Below are 24640 nucleotides of genomic sequence, written 5' to 3'. Positions count from 1 at the left end.
CTCCGGCCGCCGCTCACCTTCCCCGGAACTGCGGGCCGCGGCGCTCCAGGAATGCCGTGATGCCCTCGGCTGCGTCCCCCGTCGCCATGTTGATCTCCTGGGCGGCCGCTTCGGCGGCGAATGAGGCCGCGCGGTCGGCCTCGAGCGAGGCGTTGATCAGCTGTTTCGTCAGCGCGAGAGCCCGGGTCGGCCCCTGCGCGAGCCGGTCGGCCCACTCCTGGGCGGCCCCGGCCAGCTCCTCCTCCGCCACCACCCTGTTGACCAGGCCGATGCGTTCCGCCTCGGCGGCGGACAGCGCGTCGCCGAAGAACAGCAGCTCCTTCGCCCGCCGCGGCCCCACGAGGCGCGGCAGCAGGTACGCCCCGCCCCCGTCCGGCACCAGGCCCCGGCGCACGAAGACCTCGATGAACCGCGCCGGTTCCGCCGCCAGGACCAGGTCGCAGGCCAGTGCCAGGTGCGCCCCGAGGCCGGCCGCGGTGCCGTTCACGGCGGCGATCACGGGCTTCTCGCAGTCCAGCACCGCTGCCACGAGCCGCTGGGCGCCCTCCCGGAGCGTCCGCGCCACATCGCCAGGAACCCGCTCGGAGGGCGGGGTGCGCCCGGCCGCGCGCAGATCGGCGCCCGCGCAGAAGCCCTTGCCGGCACCGGTGATCACCACGGCTCGGACGCCCGGGGCGGCGGATGCCGCGCAAAGCTTGGAAATCAGGCGTTCCCGCTGGTCAGGGGTGATGGCATTGAGTGCGTGCGGGCGGTTGATGGTGATCCACGAGACCCCGTTGTCAGTGGTGTGCAGTACCAATGAGTCATCGGCTTCGGCAGGTTCGGCGGACCCGTCCGGTTCGCCGTGCCCACCAAGCGCTTCGGTGGTTCCACGGGGGGAGTGGATCATGGGGGATCTCCTTGTTCTGCGGTCGGCTGTACGGAGGGCCGCGGGCTCGCCGGCCGGGGGCGGCGTGCCGCTCGTACGGACCGGTTCAGCGGCAGAAGGCGAGGGCGTCGAGGGCCACCGCGCCCTGCCCCTGCTCCAGTACGACCAGCGGGTTGATGTCCAGCTCGGCGATTCCGTCGCCCAGTTCCAGGGCCATGCGCTGGACGCGCAGCACGGTCTCCACGAGGGCGTCCACGTCGGCCGGGGGAGCCCCCCGGACACCGCCGAGGAGGGCGCGCCCGCGCAGCTCGTCGAGCATGCTCCGGGCCTGGTCCTCGCCGAACGGCGGTACGCGCACGGCGGTGTCGTCCAGCACCTCCACCAGCACCCCGCCCAGGCCCGCGGTCACGGTGGGCCCGAAGAGGGGGTCGTGGGTGATGCCGACGGCCATCTCGACTCCGTGCCCCACAAGTTGGCAGACCAGGATGCCGTCCAGGGGCAGCTCCTCGTAGCGGGCGATGTCGGTCAGCTCGCGATAGGCGTCGCGGACCTGGCTGGCGGAGGTCAGCCCGATCTTGACCAGGCCCAGCTCCGACTTGTGGGCCAGCTGCGGGCCGGACGCCTTCATGACGACCGGGTAGCCGACCTGGGCGGCCGAGCGCACGGCTGCCGCCGCACTGGTCACCAGCTGTTCGCGGGGCACGCGTATGCCGTACGCGCGCAGGAGCTGTTTGGCCGCGTGCTCGCTGAGCTGCTCGCCCGGGCGGAGCAGTGCCTGCGCCTTGTGCGCGGACGGGGAGAGGGAGCGGGGCGCGCCGTCGAAGGGGGAGCGGTATCCGGTGGTGAAGCGGTGGTGGTCGAGCCAGGCGCGGACGGCGGTGACGCAGTTGGCGAAGGTGCGGAAGGTGGCGACGCGCGAGGAGCCGAGCAGGGTCCTGCGATAGGCGTCCTCGGTGCCCACCGGGGAGCCCCAGACGACGCAGATCAGCTTGTCCGTCTCTTCCGCCGCGTCCACGAGGTCCTGCGCGAGCTTGTCGCTCAGCGGCGGGAAGGGGCCGGTGATCGGGCAGACGAGCACGCCGACGGACGGATCGGCCAGGACGGCGTCGATGATCCGGCGGCCGCGCCGGTCGCCCACCGGGTGGCCGCCGCTGTCGACGGGGTTGGCGACGCTCAGGTACTCGGGGATCCACGTGTGCAGCTCGCTCTGCTTGGCGGCGGAGAGGACGGGGATCTCCAGCCCGGCGGCGGTGGCCAGATCGGCGAAGTGGGCGCCCGTGCCACCGGAGATCGAATACACGGCGACGCCGGTGGCCCGGGGCGGGCGGGCGCGGGCGAGCAGGGCCGAGGTGTCCTGGAGTTCGTCCAGGCCGTCGACGCGGATCACGCCGAACTGCCGCATGGCCGCGTCCACCACGTCGTCCGCGCCGGTCAGCTTGCCGGTATGGGAGGCGGCGGTGCGGGCGCCGGTCTCGGTCCGGCCGACCTTCACGGCGACGACCGGCACCTTGTTCCGGGCCGCCCGGTCCGCGGCCAGCAGGAAGGCACGGCCGTCCTTGAGCCCTTCCATATATGCGGCGATGGCCCCGACCTCCGGCCGGGTGGCGAAGTAGGAGATGAAGTCGGCGCACTCCAGATCCGCCTCGTTGCCGGTCGGGGCCCAGTGGGAGAGCCGGATGCCCAGCTCCTGGAGGGCGAAGAGCGGGCGGCCCTGGTGGCCCGACTGGGTGATCAGGGCGATGGCCGGGCCGTCCAGGTCGTCCCGGAAATGCTCGAAGGTGTTGAGGTTGGTGTTGGGGCCGAGCAGGCGGGTGCCGCTGTCCCGGACGGCGGCGGCGAGCCGGGCCTGGGCCGCGGCGCCCTCCGGTCCGGTCTCCGCGAAGCCCGAGGCGAAGACGACGGCGAACTTGACCTTGCAGTCGGAGAGTTCCTCGAGGACGGGGGCCGGGTCGCCGACGAGGAGGACGGCGAGGTCGATCTCTTCGGGGAGGTCGCGGACGGAGGGGTGACAGGGGAGGCCGAATACGGTCGTGCGGGTGGGGTGGACGGGGTGGATGCGGGCGCCGACGCGCTGGGCCCAGGAGACGAGCCGGCGGGTGATCCCGGTGTTGGGGCGGCCCTCCGTCTCGGAGGCGCCGATGACGGCCACGCTCTCGGGGCGGAAGAACCGGTCCAGGTCGGGGACGTCGGCATGGAGGGGGCGCCCGCTGACGTCCGTGTCGCGGGTATCGGTGGCCGTGCCGTGGACGGCGGGGCCCGGACGCTCGCCGCAGGCGACCACACGGGCCGGGCGGGAGGTGGTGGTGAGGGAGCCGTGAGTCGATCCAAGCATCGTTCTCGCCCACTCCTGCTCGATGGCCGATAGGCTGACGCGGAGTCAGGTTACCGATCTGACAAGCCGTCAGGAATGGGCCGTGCGGTTTGCTGTACGCCGGAACGCCTGGGAGGGGTGATCCTCATGAGAGGGCTGCCGAGCTGTGATGAGCCGGAGACGGACGACTTCAGCCGGCCGTACTGGGACGCGGCGGCCGAGGGGGGACTCCTGATACGCCGCTGCCGCGCGGCGGGGTGCGGCAAGGCCCACCACTATCCGCGCGAGCACTGCCCGCGCTGCTGGAGCACGGACGTCGTGTGGGAGCGGGCGAGCGGCCGGGCCACGCTCTACACCTGGTCCGTCGTGCACCGGAACGACCTGCCGCCCTTCGACGCCCGTCTTCCCTACACCGCCGCTGTGGTCGACCTCGAGGAGGGCCCGCGCATGATGACCGAGGTGATCGAGTGCCATGAGAACGCGCTGCGGATAGGGATGCCCCTGAGGGTGGCGTTCCGGGGTCATGCCGAAGGGCGGGGAGGCGGGGCGGGGGCGTTCGTCGTTCCGGTGTTCCGGCCGGAGTGACGCGCTCGGCGGCGCCCGCCAGGGGGTGCGGGGGAGAGCGTCGGGCAGTGTCGCCGCGGTGTCATGAGCGGCCCAGGACCACCGTCCCCGACGAGCAGAACCAGCCGCCCGTTCCCGAGGCCACGGCGAGCTGCGGAAGGCTGCCGTCCGGCCGGCGCACCTGGCGGCCCTCCTCCGCCTCGCCGCGGAGCTGGCGGACCGCCTCGACCAGGAGGAAGAGGCCCCGCATGCCGGGGTGACAGGCCGAGAGGCCGCCGCCGTCCGTGTTGACGGGGAGGGCCCCGGCGGTCGTCAGCCGTCCCTTCTCCGCGAACGCGCCGCCCTCGCCCTTGGCGCAGAAGCCCAGGTCCTCCAGCGTCACGAGCGTCATGTAGGTGAAGGCGTCGTACAGCTCGGCCACATCGATCTCCCGAGGGGTGACCCCGGCCCGTTCGAAGGCGAGCCGCCCCGAGACCGCGGCCGGAGTGACCGTGAAGTCCTCCCACTCGGACAGGGCGGAGTGGGAGACGGCGGTGCCGGTGCCCAGCACCCATACGGGGGGCTTCGCCGCGTGGGCCGCGTACTCCTCCGCGGCCAGCAGGACCGCGCAGCCGCCGTCGGAGCGCACACAGCAGTGGAGCTTGGTGAAGGGGTCGGCGATCACCGGGCTGCCGAGGACGTCGTCGACAGTGAGGGGGGTGCGGTACAGGGCGTGCGGGTTGTGGGCCGCGTTGGCGCGGGCCTGGACGGCGATCCCGGCCAGCTGCTCCAGGGTGGTGCCGTACTGGTGCATGTGGCGGCGGGCGGCCATCGCGTACTTGGCGACGAGGGTGTGGCCGTAGGGGGCCTCGAACTGTGCCGGTCCGCGGGTGCCGAAGGAGAGCTGGGAGGTCCTGCGCCCGGCCCGGATGTCGGCGCGGGCGGTGGAGCCGTAGACCAGGAGCACGGCGTCGGCGTGGCCCGCGGCGATGGCGTCGGCGGCGTGGGCGGCCATGACTTCCCAGGTCGAGCCGCCGACGGAGGTCGAGTCCACCCAGGTGGGCCGCAGCCCGAGGTACTCCGCGACCTCGACGGGGGCGAGGGTGCCCAGCCCGGCGGAGGCGAAGCCGTCGACGACGTCCCGGTCGAGGCCCGAGTCGGCGAGGGCGCGGCGGGCGGCCTGCGCGTGCAGGGCATAGGGGGTGACGGAGTCGAGACGACCGCAGTCCGCGAGGGCGACGCCGACGACAGCGGCCTTGCGCTTGCCTGGAGTCATGAAGCTGACGGTACATCAGATAGGGGGTGGGAAAGTGGCGTTGGGCGACCTACCATGACGGCCCGTCGGAAACGGGAGGAGCCCCGATGGACGCCGCGCTCAGCGAGGAGCAGCACGGGATCCGGCGCACCCTGCGCGAGCTGCTGCGCAAACGCTCCGGCCCGGATGCGGTCCGGGCGGCGGTGCGGACCCCCGCGGGCCACGACGGCGAGCTGTGGCGGTGCCTCGCCGAGGAGCTGGGGCTGCCGGGGCTGGCCGTGCCGCAGCAGTACGGCGGCGTGGGGTGCGGGCCCACCGAGCTGGCCCTGGCGGCCGAGGAGACCGGGCGCGCCCTGCTGCCGTCCCCCCTGCTGCCGACCGCGGCGCTCACGGCCCCGCTCGTCGCCGCCCTCGGCACGCCCGGGCAGCGCGCGGACCTGCTGCCGCGCCTGGTCTCCGGCGAGCTGACGGGAGCCCTGGCGCTGCCCGGCGGCACGCTGTCCACGGCGCTCGCCCTGACCGGTCCGGACGACGGCGAATGGGCCGGGGGCGGCCGGGCGGGCGGCGTGCAGGCGCGGTGCACCGACGACGGCTGGCGGCTCTACGGAGAGGCCCGGCAGGTCCTCGACGGGCACGGCGCGGGCCTGCTGCTCGTCGCCGCGCACACCGGCGGCTACGTCCGCGGCCGCACGCTGCTCTTCGCCGTGCGGCCGGAAGGGGCGCGCGGCGTGACCCGGACCCGGCTGACCGCCCTGGACGAGACGCGGCCCCAGGCCCGCATCGAGCTGCGGGACGTACGGGCGGAGCCGCTGGGCACGGGCGGCGGCGACGTCCGGGGCGGGCTGGCGGCGCTCGGCGCCGGAGTGGCCGCGGTGCTGGCGGCGGAGGCGGTGGGAGCGGCGGACCGGGCGCTCGAGCGCACGGTGGAGTACGTACGCGTGCGGGAGCAGTTCGGCAGGCCGATCGGCTCCTTCCAGGCCGTCAAGCACCGGCTGGCGGACCTGTACGTCGCGGTGCAGGCGGCCCGTTCGGCGGCGTACTACGCCGCATGGGCCGCAGGAGGCGGGCAGCCGGCGGCGGAGGCCGGGGCGGTCGGCGGCCTCGCGCTGGCGCAGGCGCTGGAGGCGGCCCGGGTGGTCACGTCGGAGGCGATCCAGTTGCACGGAGGTATCGGGGTGACGTGGGAGCACGATGTGCAGCTGTACTTCAAACGGGCGGCGTCGGACGAGCTGCTGTTCGGACCCGTGCACGGGTTGCGAGCCCGGGCCGCTGAGACGGCCGGACTGTTTGCGGCGTCAGGCGAGCGGGAAGCGGTGGTGCTGTGATGGCCGCCGTCGAGCGCCTGGTGCAGAGGATTTCCACGACCCGCTCGTTCGCAAGGGTCGCGCCGCACTGCGTGCCGGCGCTCGACCGCGCCGTGCACCGGCTGACGGGCGGCAGGGTGCTGCTGAGCGCGCGCATGCTCCCGGGGGCCGTGCTGACGTCGACGGGGGCGAAGAGCGGACTTCCCCGGCGGGCGCCGCTCGCGTGCCTGCCGGTGGAGGGTGCGGACGACGCCTGGTTCCTCGTCGGCAGCAACTTCGGCAGGCCCGGCCACCCTGCGTGGACCGGCAACCTCCTGGCGCACCCGGACGCGGAGATCAGCTGGCAGGGGCGGGACGTTCCGGTGCGGGCGCGGCTGCTGCGCGGCGCCGAGCGGCAGGCGGCATGGGAGGCGGCACTCCGGCGCTGGCCGCCGTACGCGCGCTACCAGGAGCGGGTGGAGCGGGAGATCCGGATCTTCCGGCTGGACCGCCGCTAGGGGGCGGTGGCCGGGGAGGGCGGGCGGCGTCCGCCGCGCCGCAGTGTGCCGCGGCGGGCCGTCCGGGGCCGAGCCCGGGCGGCCCGCCGCTGCGATGACAGGACGTGCGAGGGGTGTGCGGTTGTGTCGCCGTGCGGCGTAAGGGAGTTACTTCGTCGGCTTCTTGCCGGTGATGCCCAGGTGCACCAGCAGCGCGAGGTTGGGCTTGAGTTCGGCCTGCTTGACGCCCCAGCTCTGGAAGCCCTTCTGGTGCGAGGCCACCGCCGCGAGCATCGCGACGAGCGAGCCGGCCACGGCTGCCGGGTTGACGTCCTTGTCGATCTTGCCCTTGGACTGGAGTTCCTTCACGGAGTCCGTGAGGGAGTTGGTGACGGCGTTGAGGATCTTCATGCGGATCTTGTAGAACCGCTTGTCGCCTTCGGCCGCTCCCAGGTCGACGACGCGCAGGATCGCGTCGTGCTTGCGCCAGAAGCCCAGGAAGCCGTCGACGAGTTCCTCGGCCGCCTGCCAGCCGGAGCGGCCGACCCACGAGCGTCCGGCGACCAGTCCGGTGAGACTCGCGCCTTCCTTCGCCATCTCCTCGGCGATTTCGAGGACGGCGCCCTCGACGTCGGGAAAGTACTGGTAGAAGGTCGCGGGCGAGGTTCCGGCCCTGCGGGCGACGTCGATGACCTTGACGTCGCGATAGGGCGAGGAGCTGAGCATTTCACTGAGGCAGTCGAGCAGCTTCTGCCGCGTCGCCTGGCCGCGCCGACCGGCCACGCGGCCGTCGACGGTGCGTACTTGTCCTGTCATGCCGTCAGCTTACCGAGGGGTGATCGGAGCGCGATTCGGCCGCATGCAAATGGGGGCGGGGGTGCACGGTGGTGTGAAAGCGCAGGTCAGAGGGGTTGGGAGGGGGTGGAAAGAGAGTTGGAGTGGATTGGCCCGTACCGGTGAATTGTCCTATCAACAAGCTGTGGACAACGGCCGCCACTCACATGCTTCACACGTTGTCCACAGCCCGCGCGGGATGCGTCAACCCCCTATACCGTGACAGCCGTGGCACGCCGTCGGAGCACGGAAGGAGCCGGACCAATGAGCACTGCCGAGGACGGATTCCCCGAGGGCACACCCTGCTGGGCGGACGTCATGCTGCCCGACGTGGAGGCGGGCAAGCGCTTCTACGGTGAACTCCTCGGCTGGTCCTTCCGGGACAGCGGCGCCGAGTACGGCCACTACACCCAGGCGTTCCACGAGGGAAGGAACGTGGCGGCGCTCGCGCCCAAGCCGGACGGCCGCATGCCGACGGCCTGGTCCGTCTACTTCGCCACCGCCGACGCGCAGGCCGTGGCGGAGCGGATCCGGGCGGCGGGCGGGCAGGTCGTCAGCGGGCCGATGACCGTCGGTCCGTTCGGCACGATGCTGATGGCGGCGGACCCCGGCGGGGCGGTCTTCGGGGTCTGGCAGGCGGGCAGCCATCAGGGGTTCGAGCTGCGGGGCGAGCCGGGCTCGTACGGCTGGACCGAGGTGCACACCTGGGACCCGAAGGCGGTCGACCCCTTCTACGAGGCGGTCTTCGGATTCGTCACCCATGACGTGAGCGAGGAGGCGGGTACCGAGTTCGCCATCTGGACCCCGTCCGGACTGCCGGACACGCCGGAGAACGCGGTCGCGGGCCGGGCCGTCATGGGCGACCGGTTCCCGCGGGAGATGCCCGCCCACTTCCTCGTCTACTTCGTGGTCGAGGACTGCGACGCCGTGGTGCGCGAGGCCGCCCGGCTGCGCGGGCGGATCCGCCGGGAGCCCCGGGACACGCCGTACGGGCGCCTGGCGGTGCTCGCCGACGACCAGGGGGCCGACTTCGCGGTCATCGACGTCTCGCAGCCCGAGCGGAGGCAGGGCGCGTCCTGACCGGCGGGGGATCCGGAGGGCGGGGGAGGGACGGTGCCGGCGGGCCGGGCTGCTGGGGTGATGCGGCGAGTTGCGCCATATGTGGGCATATTGCCTCATATGGCGGAGACACGGCGAAGCGTGCCCCGAGTTCGCAACCGCGGGCTTCGCCAGGAAGAATCGGGGTGCGTCCCCCGGGATAAATTCGCGGTGAGACGCTGCACGGGGCTGAAACTCTTCAAGCCCCCACGGGGAGGTGGCAGGTCAGTGGTGGAGCAGCTTACGCAGCACGACCCGAGACGGATCGGCCCGTTCGAGGTGCTCGGCCGACTCGGCGCCGGCGGCATGGGGCTGGTCTATCTCGCCCGCTCGGCGTCCGGCCGGCGAGTGGCGATCAAGACGGTGCGGACGGAGCTGGCGGAGGACCAGCTCTTCCGGGTGCGCTTCACCCGTGAGGTGGAAGCGGCCCGTGCGGTCAGCGGCTTCTACACCGCCGCCGTCGTCGACGCGGACCCCAGGGCGGCCGTGCCCTGGCTGGCCACCGCGTACGTGCCCGCGCCCTCGCTGGAGGAGATCGTCACCGACTGCGGCCCGCTGCCCGCCCAGGCCGTGCGCTGGCTGGCCGCCGGCATCGCGGAGGCGCTGCAGTCCATCCACGGCGCGGGGCTGGTGCACCGCGACCTGAAGCCGTCGAACGTGCTCGTCGTCGAGGACGGCCCGAGGGTCATCGACTTCGGCATCGCCTCCGGCGTGTCCAACACCAGGCTGACGATGACCAACGTCGCGGTCGGCACGCCCGCGTACATGTCGCCCGAGCAGGCCAGGGACTCCCGCAGCGTCACCGGTGCCAGCGACATCTTCTCCCTCGGGTCCACGCTCGTCTTCGCGGCGACCGGGCACGCCCCGTTCCACGGCGCCAACCCGGTCGAGACCGTGTTCATGCTGCTGCGCGAAGGCCCCGACCTGAGCGGCCTGCCGGACGAGCTGCGCCCCCTCATCGAGTCCTGCATGCAGATGGCCGCCGAGAACCGGCCCAGCCCGGCCGATCTCCAGGCCCAGCTCGCCCCGCACCTGTTCGCCTCCGGCGGCGACGACAGCGGCACGGCATCGGCGTGGCTGCCGGACAACGCGGTCTCCCTGATCGAGCAGCGCCGGGCCGGGCACCGCCCCTCGCCCGGCGGAGCCGCCGGGAGCGGCCGCGGCCGCTCGGGCGTCCCGCCGCGGCCCGCCCAGCCGCCCTCGCCCGAGCCCTCGAACGCCCCCGGCACGCCGGGCTGGGGCAACGGCGCCCACGCGGCCGACGCCGCCCGCTCCGGCGTCGTCGGCGCCCCCGACCCGCGTGGCGGCCTGAGCGGCCCGCACAGCGTGCGCACGGGCGCCGCCGCGGGCGGCGGGCACGGCCGGCACGCGGGAGCGCCTGCCGCCCCGGCGCCCGACGGCACGGTACGGCTGGCGGGCTCGCAGGTGCCCATCGGGCCCGGGCCGCGCGTCGCCGACACCCGCGAGTCGTACGACCGGACGGGCGTCGGGGCCACCACGGGCTGGGTCCGTCCCCCCGCCGGGGCCTCGGCCGCGGCCCTGCCCGGGCAGCCTCCCGCCCCGGTCCCCGCCCCCGTCCTCGCGCCGTCCCCGGACGCCGCCCCCAATGCCCAGGCCGACCAGGGGCGTTGGCGGCCGTGGCGGTTCCGGATGTCCAACGACGTCTGGGGCACCCCGGTCGTCGCCGGAGACCTGCTCTATGTCACCTCGTTCGAGGTCCACGCGCTCGACGTGGCCAGCGGGCGGCGGCAGTTCAAGACCCGCGACGTGGCGTGGGCGATGGCCGTCGCCGACGGCCGCATACACGCCTCCGACGGGCCCACGCTGTACGCGCTCGACGCCTCCGACGGCACGGAGCGCTGGCGGCTCGCCACGGACGGCTGGGTCTACTCCCTCAAGGCCGACCGGGGCACGATCGTCACGGGCACGCGCGGCGGCGGCGTCCAGGCGTGGGAGGCCTCCGGCGGCGAGCTGCTGTGGGAGATGAGCGGCGCCCAGACCGACTTCGAGACGCCCGACTGCGGTCCGTTCGTCCAGGACGGCACGGTGTACGTGTGGGCCGACGCACGGCTGCGCGCCCTCGACGCCCGCACGGGCGCGGAGCGCTGGTCGTACCCCGTGGGCGACGCGGCGTCGTGCGGCGGCGTTCCGGTGCGCCTGCTGGCGGCGCCGGACGGGGCCGTCTACGTCACCGCGGGCACGCGCGTGCTCGCCATCGACGCGGCGCGCGGGGACGTGCGCTGGCGGTTCGAGGCCCCGGCCGTGTTCCTGAGCCCGCCCGCGTTCGCCCCCGGGCCCGCCGTGACGGGCGGCGGCGTCTACGTCGCCGACTACCTGGGCACCGTGTACGCCCTGGACGCGGCGACCGGCCGCGACCGCTGGCGCATCGCCACCGAGGCCCGGCAGTCGGCCGAGCCGGTGCTGGTCGTTGCGGGCTCCGTGCACCTGGGCAGCGGCGGCGCGCTGTACACGCTGGACGCGGTCACGGGCACGCCCAAGTGGCGCTTCGCGGCGGGCGGCGACATCATCGGCGGCCCCGTGGTGGCCGACGGCCGGATCCACTTCGGCTCCGCGGACCACTGCCTCTACACGGTGGACGCGGCGGGCGGCCAGCTGCGCTGGAAGCTCGCCACGGGCGGCGAGATCACGGGCTCCCCGGTGGCGGCGGCCGGCGTGGTCTACGCGTGCAGCAAGGACCGCTGCGTCTACGCGCTGGACGCGGCCAAGGGCACGGGCGCTCAGCGCACGCGGTAGTCGCGGCCGCGCGTGCCGAACAGCTCCGCCTGGGCGGCGGGGGGAAGGCTGCCCAGGGAGATCAGGTGCGGGGCCAGCGCCAGCGCGTGCTGCCGGGCGGCCTCCCGGGTCGCCCACAGGGCGCGCACCGTGCCCTGCACCGGCTCGGTCGGGTACGAGGCGATGACGGCCGCGGCGCGCAGGGCCGCGGCGGTGGCCCCGCCCGGCGGCGTCAGCTCGGAGACGAGGCCGGTCTCGTAGGCGCGCCGTGCGGAGATGCGCTCGGCCGTGCCCATCAGCGCCATCCGCGCGACCTCGCCGAACGGCATGCGCTGGGCCATGAGGACGGTCTCGTACGCGCTGACCATGCCGTAGGACGTGTGCGGATCGAAGAACGCAGCGTTCTCGGAGGCGACCACGAACTCCGCCTCGCCCAGCAGGTAGAACGCCCCGCCGCAGGCCATGCCGCCGACCGCCGCGACGACGGGCTTCCACAGGTCCGCGGTCTTGGGGCCGATGCCCAGCAGCGGATCGTCCATGGAATAGGGGGAGTTCGGCTGGGGGACGGCGGCCGAGCGGTCGATGCCCGTACAGAACGCCTGATCCCCGGCGCCGGTCAGCACGACCGCCCGTACGGAGTCGTCGAAGCGGAACTCCCGCCACGCGCCAGTGAGTTCGGCCGCCATGGTCAGGTCGATGGCGTTGTGCCGCCCGGGCCGGTCGAGGGTGACGAGCGCGACGCCGTCCGGCTGTTTCTCCACGCGGACGGTCACGGCCGCTCCAGCAGCCAGCGGGGCACGGTGACCCCGGGGGCGATCTCGGCGAAGACGGCCCTGACGGGGGCCCCGATCCGCAGCAGGCAGGGGTCGACGGAGTTCAGGGCGGCGTCGGGGGCGGCCACCACATTGCCGACGAGGCGGATGCCCGGCGCGTCGGCGAGTTCCACGACGGCGACGTTGTAGGGGGCCTGCTCGGCATAGCCGGGCAGGAGGGGCGGGTGCGGCAGGACGTACGACCAGATGCGGCCGCGCCCCGACATCCGGCGCCACTCGTCGTCGAAGGACTGGCAGCGCGGGCAGCAGGGCCGGGGCGGGAAACGGGGCTCGCGGCAGCCGGCGCAGAACTGAATGCGCAGCTCACCGTGGGCGGCGAAGTCCCAGAACGGCTGCCCGTCGGCGTCCGGCACGGGCAGCAGGAGGCCGTTGTCAGTGGTACCCCTCATCATGGAGGACATGAGCGCTCAACTCCTCAGCAGCAGTGCCGATGTGGGGACGCCCTCCCCTGCCGTGACCAGGCAGGTCGTGGCGCCCGGCACCTGCGCCGTGGAGGTGCCGCGAAGCTGTCTGACCCCTTCGTTGATGAGGTTGAAGCCATGGACGTAGGCCTCGCTGAGACCGCCCCCGGCCGTGTTGAGCGGGAGCCGGCCGCCGAGTTCGAGCGCACCTTCCTCCGTGAAGGCCGCACCCTCGCCGCGTCCGCAGAAGCCATAGCCTTCGAGAGAGAGCGGGATCAGCGAGGTGAACGCGTCGTAGATCTGGGCGACATCGACGTCCTCGGGCCCGAAGTCGGCGGATTTCCAGAGCTGTCGGGCGGCGGTCCACGAGGGGCCCGCCAGCGGGTCCTCGGCCCAGTAGTTGACCATGCCGTGGTGCTGGGCGGGGAGGCCCTGGGCGGCGGAGTGGACGTAGACGGGCGGGCGCCGGCAGTCGCGGGCGCGCTCGGCGGGCACGAGCACGCAGGCCAGCGCGCCGTCCGTCTCCAGGCAGTTGTCGAAGAGGCAGAGGGGCTCGCTGATCCAGCGTGCGGACAGATACGCCTCGCGGGTCAGCGGCCGGTCGCGCATCATCGCGGCGGGGTTCCGGTGGGCGTGGTTGCGGCAGGCCAGGGCCACGTTGAAGAAGTGGTCGCGGGTGGCTCCGTACTTGTGCATATAGCGGCGGGCCAGCATGGCGATCTCGTCGACGGGACGCAGGAGTCCATAGGGCCGCGTCCACTGGGCGGGAGTGGGGAGTTGGGCCCGGGTGTCGCGCCAGGGCCGCGGGCCGGAGCCGCGCTTGCGTGACCGCCAGGCGACGCCGACGGTCGCCCGGCCCGTGGTGAGGGCGGCGGCCAGGTGGGCCACGGTCGCGCAGGAACCGCCGCCGCCGTAGCCGACGCGGGAGAAGAAGGTCACGTCGCCGGCGCCGATCGCCTTGGCGACCTCGACCTCGTCGGTCTCCTCCATGGTGTAGGAGGCGAAGGCGTCCACTTGGGAGGGGTGGATGCCGGCGTCGTCCAGTGCGGCGAGGATCGCGCGACAGGCCAGAGCTTTCTCGGGTTCGGGGAGTTGACGTGCAAAGGGGGTCTGACCGATGCCGACGATCGCGGTGGTGTCCTTGAGCGTTGCCGTCATCGCCACCTCCGTGCTGCCGGTGCTGACAGCGCGGAAGGCTATCGCTAATCTGACGTGGAGTCAGCTGGCGCCGAGGGGTCCGGATCGTTCGGCGGGCCGGGCGGCCCGGGCGGGCCCGGCGAGCGGGGCGGGGCGCCGGCCGGGTGTGGGGGAGGGCGTCGGATGCGCGGTGACCTGGAGTTCGGCTCGATACCCCGGCTGGTCCGCAGCGCCGCGGAGCGGTACGCCGAGCGCGAGGCCGTGGTCGAGGGACGGATCAGGATCACCTTCCGGCAGCTCGGCGAGCGCGTCGAGCGGTCCGCCCGCGCGTGCGTCGCCGCCGGTGTGGAGCCGGGCGACCGGGTGGCCGTCTGGGCCCCGAACACCCTGGACTGGATCGTCTCGGCCCTGGGAGCGGTCACTGCGGGCGCGGTGCTGGTGCCCGTCAACACCCGCTTCAAGGGCGCGGAGGCGGTGGCGCTGCTGGCACGCACCCGCGCCAGGCTGCTCTTCGTCACGGGCACCTTCCTCGGCACCTCGTACGTCGCCGCCCTGCGCAGTGCGGCCGGGCACCGGCCGTCCGGGGCGGCCGCAGCCGTGGATCCGGCGGAGGGCTTGTCCGGACCGCTGCCCGGGCTGCCGCACCTGCGGGACGTGGTCGTCCTCGCCGACGACGCGCCCGCCGACTTCCGTACGTGGCAGGAGTTCCTCGCCGCTGGGGAGGCCGTGCCCGACCGGGCCGTACGGGCACGGGTCGATGCCGTGGCGCCCGAGGCGGCCTCGGACGTCATCTTCACCTCGGGCACCACGGGCGAGCCCAAGGGAGCCGTCATCACCCACGCCCAGACCCTGCGCACCTTCGGCGTCTGGAGCGAGCTGGCAGGACTGCGGGAAGGAGACCGCTATCTGATCGTCAACCCGTTCTTCCACACCTTCGGCTACAAGGCGGGCGTCATCGCCTGTCTGATGCGGGGGGCGACGATGGTCCCGCAGCCCGTCTTCGATCCGGAGGCCGTGCTGGCCCGCATGGTGGCGGAGCGCATCTCCGTGCTGCCCGGTCCGCCCACCCTGCACCAGGCGATCCTGGACCACCCGGCCCGGGCGGCGTACGACCTGTCGCCGCTGCGCGTGGTCGTGACGGGGGCGGCCATGGTGCCCCGGCGGCTGGTCGAGCGGCTGCGGGGCGAGCTGGGCGTCGCCACCGTGCTCACGGCCTACGGCATGAGCGAGGCCACCGGGGTCGTCACCATGTGCCGGCGCGACGATCCGCCGGAGGTCGTCAGCGGCACCTCGGGGCGGGCCGTCCCGGACACCGAGGTCGAGGTGGTGGACGCGGACGGGGCGGCGCTGCCGGCCGGTGTGCCGGGCGAGATCCTGGTGCGCGGTCCCCAGGTGATGTCGGGGTACTTCGAGGACCCCGAGGCCACGGCGCGGGTGATCGACGCCGAGGGCCGGCTGCACACCGGGGACGTGGGGGTGCTGGACGCCGCCGGGAACCTGCGGGTCACCGATCGGCTGAAGGACATGTTCGTCGTCGGCGGCTTCAACGCCTACCCGGCGGAGATAGAGCAGCTGCTGGGGCGGCATCCGGGGATCGCCGAGGTGGCGGTCGTCGGGGTGCCGGACGCCCGGCTGGGCGAGGTCGGGAAGGCGTTCGCGGTGCGCCGGGAGGGGCCGGGGGCCGGTCCTGCGCTCACGGCCGAGGGCCTGATCGCCTGGGCGCGCCGGGAGATGGCCAACTACAAGGTGCCGCGCGAGGTGCAGTTCGTGCGGGAGCTGCCGCGCAACGCCTCGGGCAAGGTGCTCAAGAGGCTGCTGCGCGAGCGCGCCCCGTCCGAGCAGTCCGAGTAGTCCGAGTGTCCGAGTGGTCGGGCCGTCCGAGCAGGGCGCCCGCGCAAGGAGAGACGGCCACCGGGTACGTGTTCCCGGGTGAGCCGTGGCCGGCGGTGTGGGGATGCCGGCCACGGCCGCGTCGGCCGGGTCAGCCGAAGTTCAGGGTCTCGCCCGTGCTGTGGTCGTCGGCGCCGCCGTTCGGGTGGTCGAAGATGCCGGTGGAGTGGTCGTCGAGGATCTTCACGACGGCGGTCGGGGCCTTGAAGGACTCGATGCCGGTCGAGTGGTCGTCGGCGAGTGCCGGTGCCGCGCCGATGACGGCCACGGCCGCGACGAGGCCTGCTACGGCAATCACCTTGGCGCTGCGGGCCGCGGTGCGTTTCGTCGTCGTGAGGTTCATTGCCACTCCTCTGTTAAGGGGGTTGTGGTGCGTGGGTCGGTGGTGCGTGTGGTGCCGTGGTGGTCAGTGCTCCTGTGCCGTCCGGCGGACCGGGTCCGGCACGGGCTGCGGCGGAATGCCCGTGGGTTTCCGCACCAGCCATGGGGGCCGGTGCCGGCGGCTCCCCCTCCGTGCCGTCGACACCGGCCCCTTCGGTCCCCCGCTGATGGCCCCGTTGGACGTGCAGGACGTGCAGGACGTGCTCAGGAATTGCTCAGGGACGTGCTGGAGCAGCCAGGACGTCCCTGTCGGACTGTGCTGTGCGTCCCGGTGGGTGCCCCCACCGGCCGGATCCGTTTGTTCCCCCGTGAATCCCCCGTGGATCCCCCGTGGATCCCTTGTACTTCCCCCGTGCTTCCCCCGTGGATCCCTGTATTTCCCCCGTGCCCTGTTTCCCCCGTCGGATCCGGGCCGGTCACCGCACCGGGACCGTTCTCACCGGCCGCCGCCGGGCGTCTGTTCCGGGAGCTTCCGGCCGATGTGTGGCGGAAGCTCCCGACGCAGCGTCAGCAGCAGCCCGAGCGGCCTGTCAGAAGGGCTTCTCGGTCGTGGGGTGGTCGTCCATCAGGACGAGCGCTTCGGAGCCGGTGGGGTGGTCGTCCATCGGCTTGAGCTTGTTCGCCACGAGCGGCTTGGTGCCGGTCGGGTGGTCGTCCTGAGGCGTTGCCACGACGGAACCGAGCTTCTTCTCGTCGCTCATGTTGTTCATCTCCCCGTTGAGTAGTGCGAGTCGGTTGGGCTTGAGGGGACTGCAGAACCCGCCCGGCGACTCCCCCGAAGACCGCCGGACGGGCACATTGGGGCTGGTTCACCCCCGAGGTGAGGCCTCACCTACGACCCGCCTGCCCCCCGACGCGACGGATCGACATTCATCAGATTGACGGACAACGATAAACGATCGATGAACGGGCACGTGACAGGGCTGTTCGGCCCTGGCGCGAACGCCCCGGAGCGCCCCCGCAAGGCTCCGAAGAGCCCCCGAGGCAGCCTCCCCGAGGCAGCCCGGAGCAGGCCCTGGGCAGGATGGAGACGAGTGCCGGAATGCCGGAACGGCCCGCCGGACGGTCCCGAACGGCCCGCTAGGCGGCCGCAACCGGCGCCAGCAGCACCCGCACCTCGGCCGCCTCGGAGGAGCCCAGCTGCTCGAAGATGGCCACCGCCTCCGCCCAGCAGGCGTTCGCCCGGCCCCGCTGGCCCAGCTCGTCCAGGGAGCGGCCGAGCACGGTCAGGATGTTCCCGCGCCGCCTGTCGCCGCCGATGGTGCGCAGCTGCGCCAGCGCCTGTTCGGAGCAGGCCGCCGCCTGGGCGGGCCGGCCGTCGGCGAGGTGCACCTCCGCCATGCGGAAGACCGTCATGCCCTCCCACAGCGGCTGCCGGTTGTCGCGGAAGATCAGCATGGCCTCGTCCAGCCGGCGCAGGGCGTCGTCGTACCGCCCGGCCTTGGTGAGCGCCAGGGCGTAGGCGTAGAGCCCGTTGGCCAGCCGCCACGAGACGTTGAGCTTGCGGTAGAGCGCCAGGGCCCGTTCGGCCAGGTGCACGGCCGACTGCACGCGCCCGGTGTCGAGGTGCACCCGGGAGAGGTTGCTCAGGGCGCTGGCCTCGCCGGGCCGGTTGCCGTCGGCGCGGAAGGCGTTCAGCGCCTGGTTGACGTACGCCTCGGCGTCCTCGTAGCGGTGCCGGTAGAAGGCGGTGATGCCGCGGTTGTTGGCGGCGTAGCAGCAGGGGATGGGGTCCTCGTAGGCCTGCCCGAGCACGACGGCCAGGCGCGCCTGCTCGTCGGCCTGGTCGAAGCGGTCCGTCCAGTTGTAGACGTGGGTCAGCACGGTCCGCGCCCGCCCCTCGGCCCGGCCGTCGCCGGCGGCCTGCGCCGCGGCGAGCAGGGACGTGGCAGCCAGCTCGTACTGGCGGGAGTTGGCGCCGGACTCGGCCAGGTCCTTGGCGGCGAGCAGCAGGTCCACGGCGCGCCGCAGTGTGTCGCCGCTGGAGTCGGAGTGCTGGCGTACGCACGCCAGCAGGCAGCCGGCCTCGGCGTACAGCCAGTCGCCGGCCGCCGCGCGGTCGGTGAAGGAGAGGCCGGGGTGGGTGGTGGGCGTCAGGTGGGCGAGCAGCTGGTCGCCGGGGCGCTCCAGGACGTAGACCCCCGCCGCGGTGGCGAGGTAGAAGTCGAGCAGCCGGGACAGTGCGGCCTCCCGCTCGGCGGGCGGGAGTTCGTCGCGCTCGGCGCAGGAACGCGCGTAGAGGCGCAGGAGGTCGTGGTACCGGTAGCGGCCCGGTGCGGCGGATTCCAGGAGTGAGGTGTCGACCAGGGACTCCAGCAGCTCCTCGGTGGCGTCGAGGTCCAGGTCGAGCACGGCGGCCGCGGCGGCGAGCGAGATGTCGGGGCCGTCGGGCAGGCCGAGGAGGCGGAAGGCGCGGGCCTGGGCGGGCTCCAGCTGGCCGTAGCCGAGTTCGAAGCTGGCCTTGACGGCGAGGTCGCCGGCGCGCAGCTCGTCCAGCCGGCGGCGCTCGTCGGCGAGCTTGCTGGCCAGCACGGAGACGGTCCAGGTGCGCCGGGCGGCCAGCCGGGAGGCGGCGATGCGGATGGCCAGCGGCAGGAAGCCGCAGGCGGCGACGACGTCCATGGCGGCGTCGCGCTCCGCGTCGACCCGCTCCTCGCCGACGATGCGGGTGAACAGGACGAGCGCCTCGTCGGGGCTCATCACGTCGAGGTCGACGAGGTGGGCGCCGGCCAGGCCGACCATCCGGGCGCGGCTGGTGACGAGCGCGGCGCAGCCCTCGTTGCCCGGCAGCAGCGGGCGGACCTGGGCGGCGTCCCGGGCGTTGTCCAGCAGGGCGAGCACGCGCCGCCCGTCGAGGGTGGAGCGGAAGAGGGCGCTCCGCTCCACGACCCCGTCCGGGATCGCGGAGTCGGGAATGCCCAGGGCCCGCAGGAAGGACCCCAGGACGGCCTCCGGCTCGGCGACGACCGGGCCGGTGCCCTGGAGGTCCACGTAGAGCTGGCCGTCGGGGAAGTGGTGCCGGGCGGCGTGCGCGACGTGCACGGCGAGGGTGGTCTTGCCGACGCCGCCGATGCCCGCGACGGCGGAGACGGCCATGATGCGGCCCTCGGCCGTGGCGAGCTGCTCGCTCAGCTCGCTGACGAACGCGGTGCGGCCGGTGAAGTCGGAGACCGTCGCCGGGAGCTGGGCGGGCCGGACGAAGGAGGGACCGGCGGCGGGCCGGTCGGCCGGGGCCGGGTGGGCGTTGAGGTCCGTGTCGGCGTTGAGGATGCGCTGCTGGAGCTCGGACAGCTCGGGGCAGGGGTCCACGCCCAGCTCGTCGGCGAGCAGCCGCCGGGTGTCGGCGTAGACGGCGAGGGCCTCGGCCTGGCGGCCGCTGCGGTAGAGGGCGAGCATCAGCAGCTCGCGCAGCCGCTCGCGCAGCGGGTGGGCGGCGGTCAGGGCGGTCAGCTCGGAGACCGCCTCGGCGTGGCAGCCGACCTCGAGGTCGACGTCGAGCCGGGTCTCCACCAGGCCGAGCCGCCACTCCTCCAGGCGGGCGCGCTGGGTCTCGGCGTACGGGCCGGACAGGCCGGCCAGGGGCTCGCCGTCCCAGAGGTCGAGCGCCTCGTTCATCAGCTCGCGGGCGCGGCAGCGGTCGCCCGCGCCGCGGGCCTTGTCGGCCTCGGCGGCCAGCCGCTCGGCCCGGTCGATGTCGAGGCAGTCGATGCCGACCCGGATCGCATAGCCGCCGGCCTCGCTGACCAGGGCGTCGGCGTCGGGCCCGAAGGCCTTGCGCAGCCGGGAGGCGTAGGTGCGCAGCGCGGCCAGGGCCGCGTGCGGGGGCTCGTCGCCCCAGAGGGCGTCGACGAGTTCGGCCGCGGTGGCGGTGCGTCCGCCGCGCAGCAGCAGAGCGGCGAGCAGGGCCCGCTGCTGGGGTGATCCGGTGTGGAGCGGTTCCTCGCCGCGCCAGGCGCGGACGGGCCCGAGCACGGTGAAGCGCAGCTGCCGCCCGTGCCCTGTGTCCCCGGTCATCGTGACCCCCTGCCTGTCCTGCTCGGTCGCACCGGTCAGTCTGCCTTGTTCCGGGCCCCGGCGTCAGCAGGGGTCCGGCCCTCTCCGCAAGGCGTGCCAAGGGCCGTCCGCCCCCTTTACTGACGCTCCGTCAGATCGGCGCTAACGTGTCGGCCATGGCGAGCTTCCCCAAGATAATCTCGGTGGACGATCACGTGGTGGAGCCCTCCGACGTCTGGTGCAGCCGGTTACCGGCGAAATTCCACGGTGCCGGGCCGCGCGTCGTGCGGGCCCCGGTGAAGGAGATGACCTTCGCCGGCGGGCGTTTCGCACCCGTCATGGGCGCCCCGGGCGACGACGGCCCCCCGGCGGACTGGTGGGTCTATGAGGATTTGTGCCGTCCGCTGACGCGGCTGGATACCGCCGTCGGATGCTCCAGGGATGAGATCCGGCTGGAGGGGATCACCTACGAACGCATGCGGCCGGGCTCGTACAGCGTGCCCGAGCGGCTGGCGGACATGGACCTCAACCACGTCCAGTCCGCGCTCTGCTTCCCGACCTTCCCGCGCTTCTGCGGCCAGACCTTCGCCGAGGCCGCCGACCGCGAGCTGGCCCTGCTGTGCGTACGGGCCTACAACGACTGGATGGCCGAGGAGTGGTGCGGCCCCGCGGCGCACGGTCGGCTGATCCCGCTCGGCATCGTGCCGCTGTGGGACGCGGATCTCGCCGCGGACGAGGTGCGGCGCAACGCCGCCCGCGGCGTGCGCGCGGTGTGCTTCTCCGAGATCCCGCCCCACCTGGGCCTGCCGTCCGTCCACGGCGACGGGTGGGACCCCTTCCTGTGCGCCTGCGAGGAGACCGGGACCGTCGTCGCGATGCACATCGGCTCCTCCTCGCGCATGCCGTCGACCTCGGCCGACGCGCCGCCCGCCGTCGGCTCGGTGCTCACCTTCGCCAACTGCTGCTTCTCGCTGGCCGACTGGCTGATGTCCGGCAAACTGGACCGCTTCCCCGGGCTGCGCCTGATGTACGCCGAGGGGCAGATCGGCTGGATTCCGTACATCCTGGAGCGCGCGGACACCACATGGCGGGAGAACCGCGGCTGGGGCGGGGTCGCGGACAAGGTGCTGCGCCCGCCGTCGGAGGCGTTCGCGGAGCACGTCTTCGGCTGCTTCTTCGACGATCCCACCGGGCTGCGCAACCTCGACGCCATCGGCGCGGGCAACGTGCTCTACGAGACCGACTACCCGCACTCCGACTCCACCTGGCCCCGGTCGCGGCAGGTCGCCGAGGAGCAGATGGCGCACCTGGCGCCGGAGGTGGTGGAGCGCATCGTGCGGGGCAACGCCATCGAGCTGCTGGGCCTCACGCCCGACGGGCTGTGGGCGGGCTCTTGACGCCTTCGGGGGCCGGTGCCAGAGTCGCCTCGACCCTTAGCTGACGGAGCGTCAGAAGAGCTCGGAAAAGCTACGTCAGAAAACCTCGGACGACGGGCGGTGGCCTCCGTGGAATTCGGGATCTTCGTGCAGGGTTACGTACCGGCGAGCCGCACGCGCGCCGATCCCCGGGCCGAGCACCACGCCCTGATGGAGGACGTCGCCTACGTCGTCCAGGCCGACAAGTCGGGCTTCAAGTACGCATGGGCCACCGAGCACCACTTCCTGGAGGAGTACTCCCACCTCTCCGCCAACGAGGTCTTCCTCGGCTACCTCGCCCACGCCACCGAGCGCATCCACCTGGGCGCCGGCATCTTCAACCCGCTGCCGCCGGTCAACCACCCGGCGAAGGTCGCCGAGAAGGCCGCCATGCTCGACCACCTCTCCGGCGGCCGCTTCGAGTTCGGCACCGGCCGGGGCGCGGGCAGCCACGAGATCCTGGCCTTCCTGCCGGGCATCACCGACATGAACGCCACCAAGGAGATCTGGGAAGAGACGATCGCCGAGTTCCCGAGGATGTGGCTGGAGGACGAGTACCGGGGCTTCCGCGGCAAGCACTGGTCCCTGCCGCCCCGCAAGGTGCTGCCCAAGCCGTACGGCCCCTCCCACCCCGCCATGTGGTACGCCGCCGGGTCGCCCTCCTCGTACGCGATGGCGGGGCGGAAGGGGCTGGGGGTGCTCGGCTTCAGCGTGCAGAAGGTCTCCGACATGGAGTGGGTCGTCGACTCCTACAAGACCGCGGTCAAGGAGGCCGAGGCCGTCGGGGCCTTCGTCAACGACAACGTGATGGTCACCTCCACCGCCATCTGCGCCGAGACGCACGACAAGGCCGTGGAGATCGCGGCGGCGGGCCGTCTCAACTACCTCCAGTCGCTGGTCTTCCGCTATCACGACACCTTCCCGCGGCCCGAGGGCATCCCCAGGTGGCCCGAGCTGCTGCCCGAGTACACCGCGGAGATCATCGAGCTGCTCATCGCCGAGGAGCTGCTGATCTGCGGCGACCCGGACGAGGTCCTGCGGCAGTGCAAGCGCTGGGAGCAGGCCGGGGCCGACCAGCTCGTCTTCGGGCTGCCGGTCGGCATCCCCCGGGAGGAGACGATGACCACGCTCCGGCTCATCGGCGAGCACGTCATCCCGAAGATCGACACCGATCCGGTCCACCGCACGACGCGCTTCCGCCAGGCCGCGGCCCGCGCCTGAGGCGCGGCGCGCCCCCGCACGCCGGGGCGGCGCCTCCCGGGTCGCCGCCCCGGCCCCCTGCTCGTATGCGCCTTCGTACGCGCCCTGGTACGCGCCCGTGCGCCGGAACGCCGAGGAGAGGACCCGACCGTGCTGGACCACCTCATCCGCCGCGCCACCGTCGTCGACGGCACGGGACGGCCCTCGTACGTCGCGGACGTCGGCATCCGGGACGGGCGGATCGCGGTCGTCGACCGCGCACCGGCCGGGGTGAAGGCGGGCGGCCGGCTCGGCGAGCGGGCGCGCACCGAGGAGGACGCGCACGGACTCGTCCTCGCGCCCGGCTTCGTCGACCCGCACACCCACTACGACGCCCAGCTCTTCTGGGACCCCTGCGCCACGCCGTCGATGAGCCACGGCGTCACCACCGTCGTCGGCGGCAACTGCGGCTTCACCCTCGCGCCCCTCGACCCCGCGCGGCCCGCCGACGCGGACTACACACGGCGGATGATGAGCAAGGTCGAGGGCATGTCCCTGGCCGCCCTGGAGGAGGGCGCGCCCTGGACCTGGTCCTCCTTCGGCGACTACCTGGACGCCCTGGAGGGCCGGATCGGCGTCAACGCGGGCTTCATGGTGGGCCACTGCGCACTGCGCCGCCACGCCATGGGGCCGGACGCGATCGGGGGCACGCCCGGCGAGGACCAGCTGCGGCGGATGCTGGCACTGCTGCACGAGGCCATGGACGCCGGGGCCTGGGGGCTCTCCACCACCCAGTCGGCCACGCACTCGGACGGCGACGGCAACCCCGTGGCCTCCCGGCACGCCCTCCCCGGCGAACTGCTCGCCCTCGCCCGGGCGGTCGGCGAGCACGAGGGCACCCAGCTGGAGGCCATCGTGGCCGGGTGCCTGGACCGGTTCACCGAGGAGGAGTCCGAACTCCTCATCCGGATGAGCGTCGCCGCCGGACGCCCCCTGAACTGGAACGTCCTGACCATCGAGTCGGCCGCCCCCGAGCGCGTGCCGCACCAGCTCGCCACGAGCGAGCGCGCCCGGGCGGCCGGCGGCCGGATCGTGGCCCTGACCATGCCGGTCCTCACACCCATGAACATGTCACTGGGCACCTTCTGCGCGCTGAACCTCCTCCCGGGCTGGGGGGACGTCCTCGGCCTGCCCGTACCGGAGCGCATCGCGCGGCTGCGCGACCCCGGGGTGCGGGCCGGGCTGCTGCGCGCCGCGGCGAGCCCGGAGGCCGCGGGCTTCCAGCGGCTGACCGCCTTCGACCGTTACGTCATCGGCGACACCTATGCCGAGGAGAACGACGGCCTCACCGGCCGCGTCGTCCGGGACATCGCCGCCGAGCGCGGCACCGACCCCTTCGCCACGCTCGTCGACATCTGCGCCGCGGACGGGCTGCGGACGGTCCTGTGGCCGACGCCCACCGACGACGACCCCGCCAGCTGGGAGCTGCGCCGCCGCGCCTGGGACCACGAGGACGTGCTGCTCGGCGGCTCGGACGCGGGGGCCCACCTGGACCGGATGTGCGGGGCGCCCTATGCGACGCGGTTCCTGGGGGACTGCCTGCGGGGCCGGGGGCTGGTGTCGCTGGAGCGGGCGGTGCGGATGCTGACGGACGACCCGGCCCGGCTCTTCGGCCTGCGCGGGCGCGGCCGGATCGCCGAGGGCTGGTGGGCCGACCTGGTGCTCTTCGACCCGGAGCGGATCGATGCGGGCGCGGCCAGGCTGGTCCACGACCTGCCGGGGGACGGGCCGCGGCTGGACGCGCGGGCGGTGGGGGTGGTGAGCGTGCGGGTGAACGGCGTGGAGACGGTCCGGCACGACGTGCTGACGGGGGCGGTGCCGGGGCGGGTGCTGCGGTCGGGGCGGGACACGGAGACGGTGGGGACGGGCGGGACGGGGTGGACCGGGCGGGTGGGCCGCGCGGGAAAATTTTGAACCGGGGCAAAAGGG

Annotated in this window: 19 protein-coding genes; 9 read left to right on the top strand and 10 right to left on the bottom strand. The window is 73.5% G+C overall.

Annotated features, from left to right (window positions below; genetic code table 11):
• Positions 1-13: 13 nt before the first annotated feature.
• Together AC1Z4A_RS13295 and AC1Z4A_RS13290 are read right to left on the bottom strand one after the other, a co-directional pair.
• Positions 14-889: an enoyl-CoA hydratase/isomerase family protein gene (locus tag AC1Z4A_RS13295; RefSeq protein WP_483678572.1), complete on the bottom strand. Its 876-nt coding sequence runs from the start codon at positions 887-889 to the stop codon at positions 14-16.
• An 85-nt stretch (positions 890-974) separates the two neighbouring features.
• Positions 975-3200, bottom strand: a complete 2226-nt coding sequence (locus AC1Z4A_RS13290; protein ID WP_483678569.1) for an acetate--CoA ligase family protein — start codon at positions 3198-3200, stop codon at positions 975-977.
• 126 nt (positions 3201-3326) lie between these two features.
• Here AC1Z4A_RS13290 and AC1Z4A_RS13285 point away from each other — a divergent pair, with 126 nt between their 5' ends.
• Positions 3327-3764: a Zn-ribbon domain-containing OB-fold protein gene (locus AC1Z4A_RS13285; protein WP_483678566.1), complete on the top strand. Its 438-nt coding sequence runs from the start codon at positions 3327-3329 to the stop codon at positions 3762-3764.
• Between the two features lie 61 nt (positions 3765-3825).
• Here the strand turns inward: AC1Z4A_RS13285 and AC1Z4A_RS13280 are convergent, their stop codons facing one another.
• Complete coding sequence (locus tag AC1Z4A_RS13280) at positions 3826-4998, bottom strand: thiolase C-terminal domain-containing protein (RefSeq protein ID WP_483678563.1); 1173 nt, start codon at positions 4996-4998, stop codon at positions 3826-3828.
• An 86-nt stretch (positions 4999-5084) separates the two neighbouring features.
• Between AC1Z4A_RS13280 and AC1Z4A_RS13275 the strand changes: the two genes are divergently transcribed.
• Together AC1Z4A_RS13275 and AC1Z4A_RS13270 are read left to right on the top strand one after the other, a co-directional pair.
• The gene (locus AC1Z4A_RS13275) at positions 5085-6302 is read left to right on the top strand and encodes an acyl-CoA dehydrogenase family protein (protein ID WP_483678561.1); all 1218 of its coding nucleotides are present in this window, start codon (positions 5085-5087) and stop codon (positions 6300-6302) included.
• The gene (locus AC1Z4A_RS13270) at positions 6302-6778 is read left to right on the top strand and encodes a nitroreductase family deazaflavin-dependent oxidoreductase (protein ID WP_483678560.1); all 477 of its coding nucleotides are present in this window, start codon (positions 6302-6304) and stop codon (positions 6776-6778) included. The genes AC1Z4A_RS13275 and AC1Z4A_RS13270 overlap by 1 nt, the downstream gene beginning before the upstream one ends.
• A gap of 147 nt (positions 6779-6925) precedes the next feature.
• Here the strand turns inward: AC1Z4A_RS13270 and AC1Z4A_RS13265 are convergent, their stop codons facing one another.
• Positions 6926-7573, bottom strand: coding sequence for a TetR/AcrR family transcriptional regulator (locus AC1Z4A_RS13265; RefSeq protein WP_483678558.1), 648 nt, complete (start codon positions 7571-7573; stop codon positions 6926-6928).
• A gap of 282 nt (positions 7574-7855) precedes the next feature.
• Here AC1Z4A_RS13265 and kbpA point away from each other — a divergent pair, with 282 nt between their 5' ends.
• Positions 7856-8671 (top strand): AfsK-binding protein KbpA, encoded by an 816-nt coding sequence (gene kbpA, locus AC1Z4A_RS13260; RefSeq protein ID WP_483678555.1) that lies wholly within the window; start codon positions 7856-7858, stop codon positions 8669-8671.
• Positions 8672-8917: 246 nt separating this feature from the next.
• Entirely contained in the window at positions 8918-11443 is a 2526-nt protein-coding gene (gene afsK, locus AC1Z4A_RS13255) for a protein serine/threonine kinase AfsK (protein WP_483678553.1), read from the top strand.
• On the opposite strand, the gene AC1Z4A_RS13250 is transcribed toward afsK, so the two are convergent.
• From AC1Z4A_RS13250 to AC1Z4A_RS13240, 3 genes are read right to left on the bottom strand one after another with little or no spacing between them, the layout of a single operon-like run.
• The gene (locus tag AC1Z4A_RS13250) at positions 11428-12195 is read right to left on the bottom strand and encodes an enoyl-CoA hydratase/isomerase family protein (RefSeq protein WP_483678551.1); all 768 of its coding nucleotides are present in this window, start codon (positions 12193-12195) and stop codon (positions 11428-11430) included. The two genes, afsK and AC1Z4A_RS13250, sit on opposite strands and share 16 nt — an antisense overlap.
• Positions 12192-12656 (bottom strand): Zn-ribbon domain-containing OB-fold protein, encoded by a 465-nt coding sequence (locus tag AC1Z4A_RS13245; protein ID WP_483678549.1) that lies wholly within the window; start codon positions 12654-12656, stop codon positions 12192-12194. Before AC1Z4A_RS13245 ends, AC1Z4A_RS13250 begins: the two co-directional genes overlap by 4 nt.
• Positions 12657-12662: 6 nt before the next feature.
• A complete protein-coding gene (locus tag AC1Z4A_RS13240) occupies positions 12663-13814 on the bottom strand; it encodes a lipid-transfer protein (RefSeq protein ID WP_483678547.1) in 1152 nt (383 codons plus the stop codon).
• Between the two features lie 162 nt (positions 13815-13976).
• Between AC1Z4A_RS13240 and AC1Z4A_RS13235 the strand changes: the two genes are divergently transcribed.
• A complete protein-coding gene (locus tag AC1Z4A_RS13235) occupies positions 13977-15644 on the top strand; it encodes a FadD3 family acyl-CoA ligase (protein ID WP_483678545.1) in 1668 nt (555 codons plus the stop codon).
• A gap of 130 nt (positions 15645-15774) precedes the next feature.
• Here the strand turns inward: AC1Z4A_RS13235 and AC1Z4A_RS13230 are convergent, their stop codons facing one another.
• The 3 genes from AC1Z4A_RS13230 to afsR all read right to left on the bottom strand — a co-directional run bounded on the left by AC1Z4A_RS13230 (position 15775) and on the right by afsR (position 20078).
• Positions 15775-16026: a hypothetical protein gene (locus AC1Z4A_RS13230; protein WP_483678544.1), complete on the bottom strand. Its 252-nt coding sequence runs from the start codon at positions 16024-16026 to the stop codon at positions 15775-15777.
• 568 nt (positions 16027-16594) lie between these two features.
• Positions 16595-16765, bottom strand: coding sequence for a hypothetical protein (locus tag AC1Z4A_RS13225; RefSeq protein ID WP_483678542.1), 171 nt, complete (start codon positions 16763-16765; stop codon positions 16595-16597).
• Positions 16766-17144: 379 nt separating this feature from the next.
• A complete protein-coding gene (gene afsR / locus AC1Z4A_RS13220) occupies positions 17145-20078 on the bottom strand; it encodes an SARP-family global regulator AfsR (RefSeq protein ID WP_483678540.1) in 2934 nt (977 codons plus the stop codon).
• A 155-nt stretch (positions 20079-20233) separates the two neighbouring features.
• On the opposite strand from afsR, the gene AC1Z4A_RS13215 reads away from it, so the two are divergent.
• The 3 genes from AC1Z4A_RS13215 (at position 20234) to AC1Z4A_RS13205 (ending at position 24625) form a co-directional block, all read left to right on the top strand.
• Positions 20234-21454: an amidohydrolase family protein gene (locus tag AC1Z4A_RS13215; RefSeq protein WP_483678539.1), complete on the top strand. Its 1221-nt coding sequence runs from the start codon at positions 20234-20236 to the stop codon at positions 21452-21454.
• Positions 21455-21562: 108 nt separating this feature from the next.
• A complete protein-coding gene (locus tag AC1Z4A_RS13210; RefSeq protein ID WP_483678537.1) occupies positions 21563-22693 on the top strand; it encodes an LLM class flavin-dependent oxidoreductase in 1131 nt (376 codons plus the stop codon).
• A gap of 129 nt (positions 22694-22822) precedes the next feature.
• Entirely contained in the window at positions 22823-24625 is a 1803-nt protein-coding gene (locus tag AC1Z4A_RS13205) for an N-acyl-D-amino-acid deacylase family protein (protein ID WP_483678535.1), read from the top strand.
• The last annotated feature ends 15 nt before the right edge of the window (positions 24626-24640 follow it).

The sequence above is a fragment of the Streptomyces sp. 17_S59 genome, assembly GCF_056930295.1.
Note: the sequence above shows the minus strand (reverse complement) of the source record. Positions and strands in the feature narration are given on the sequence as shown.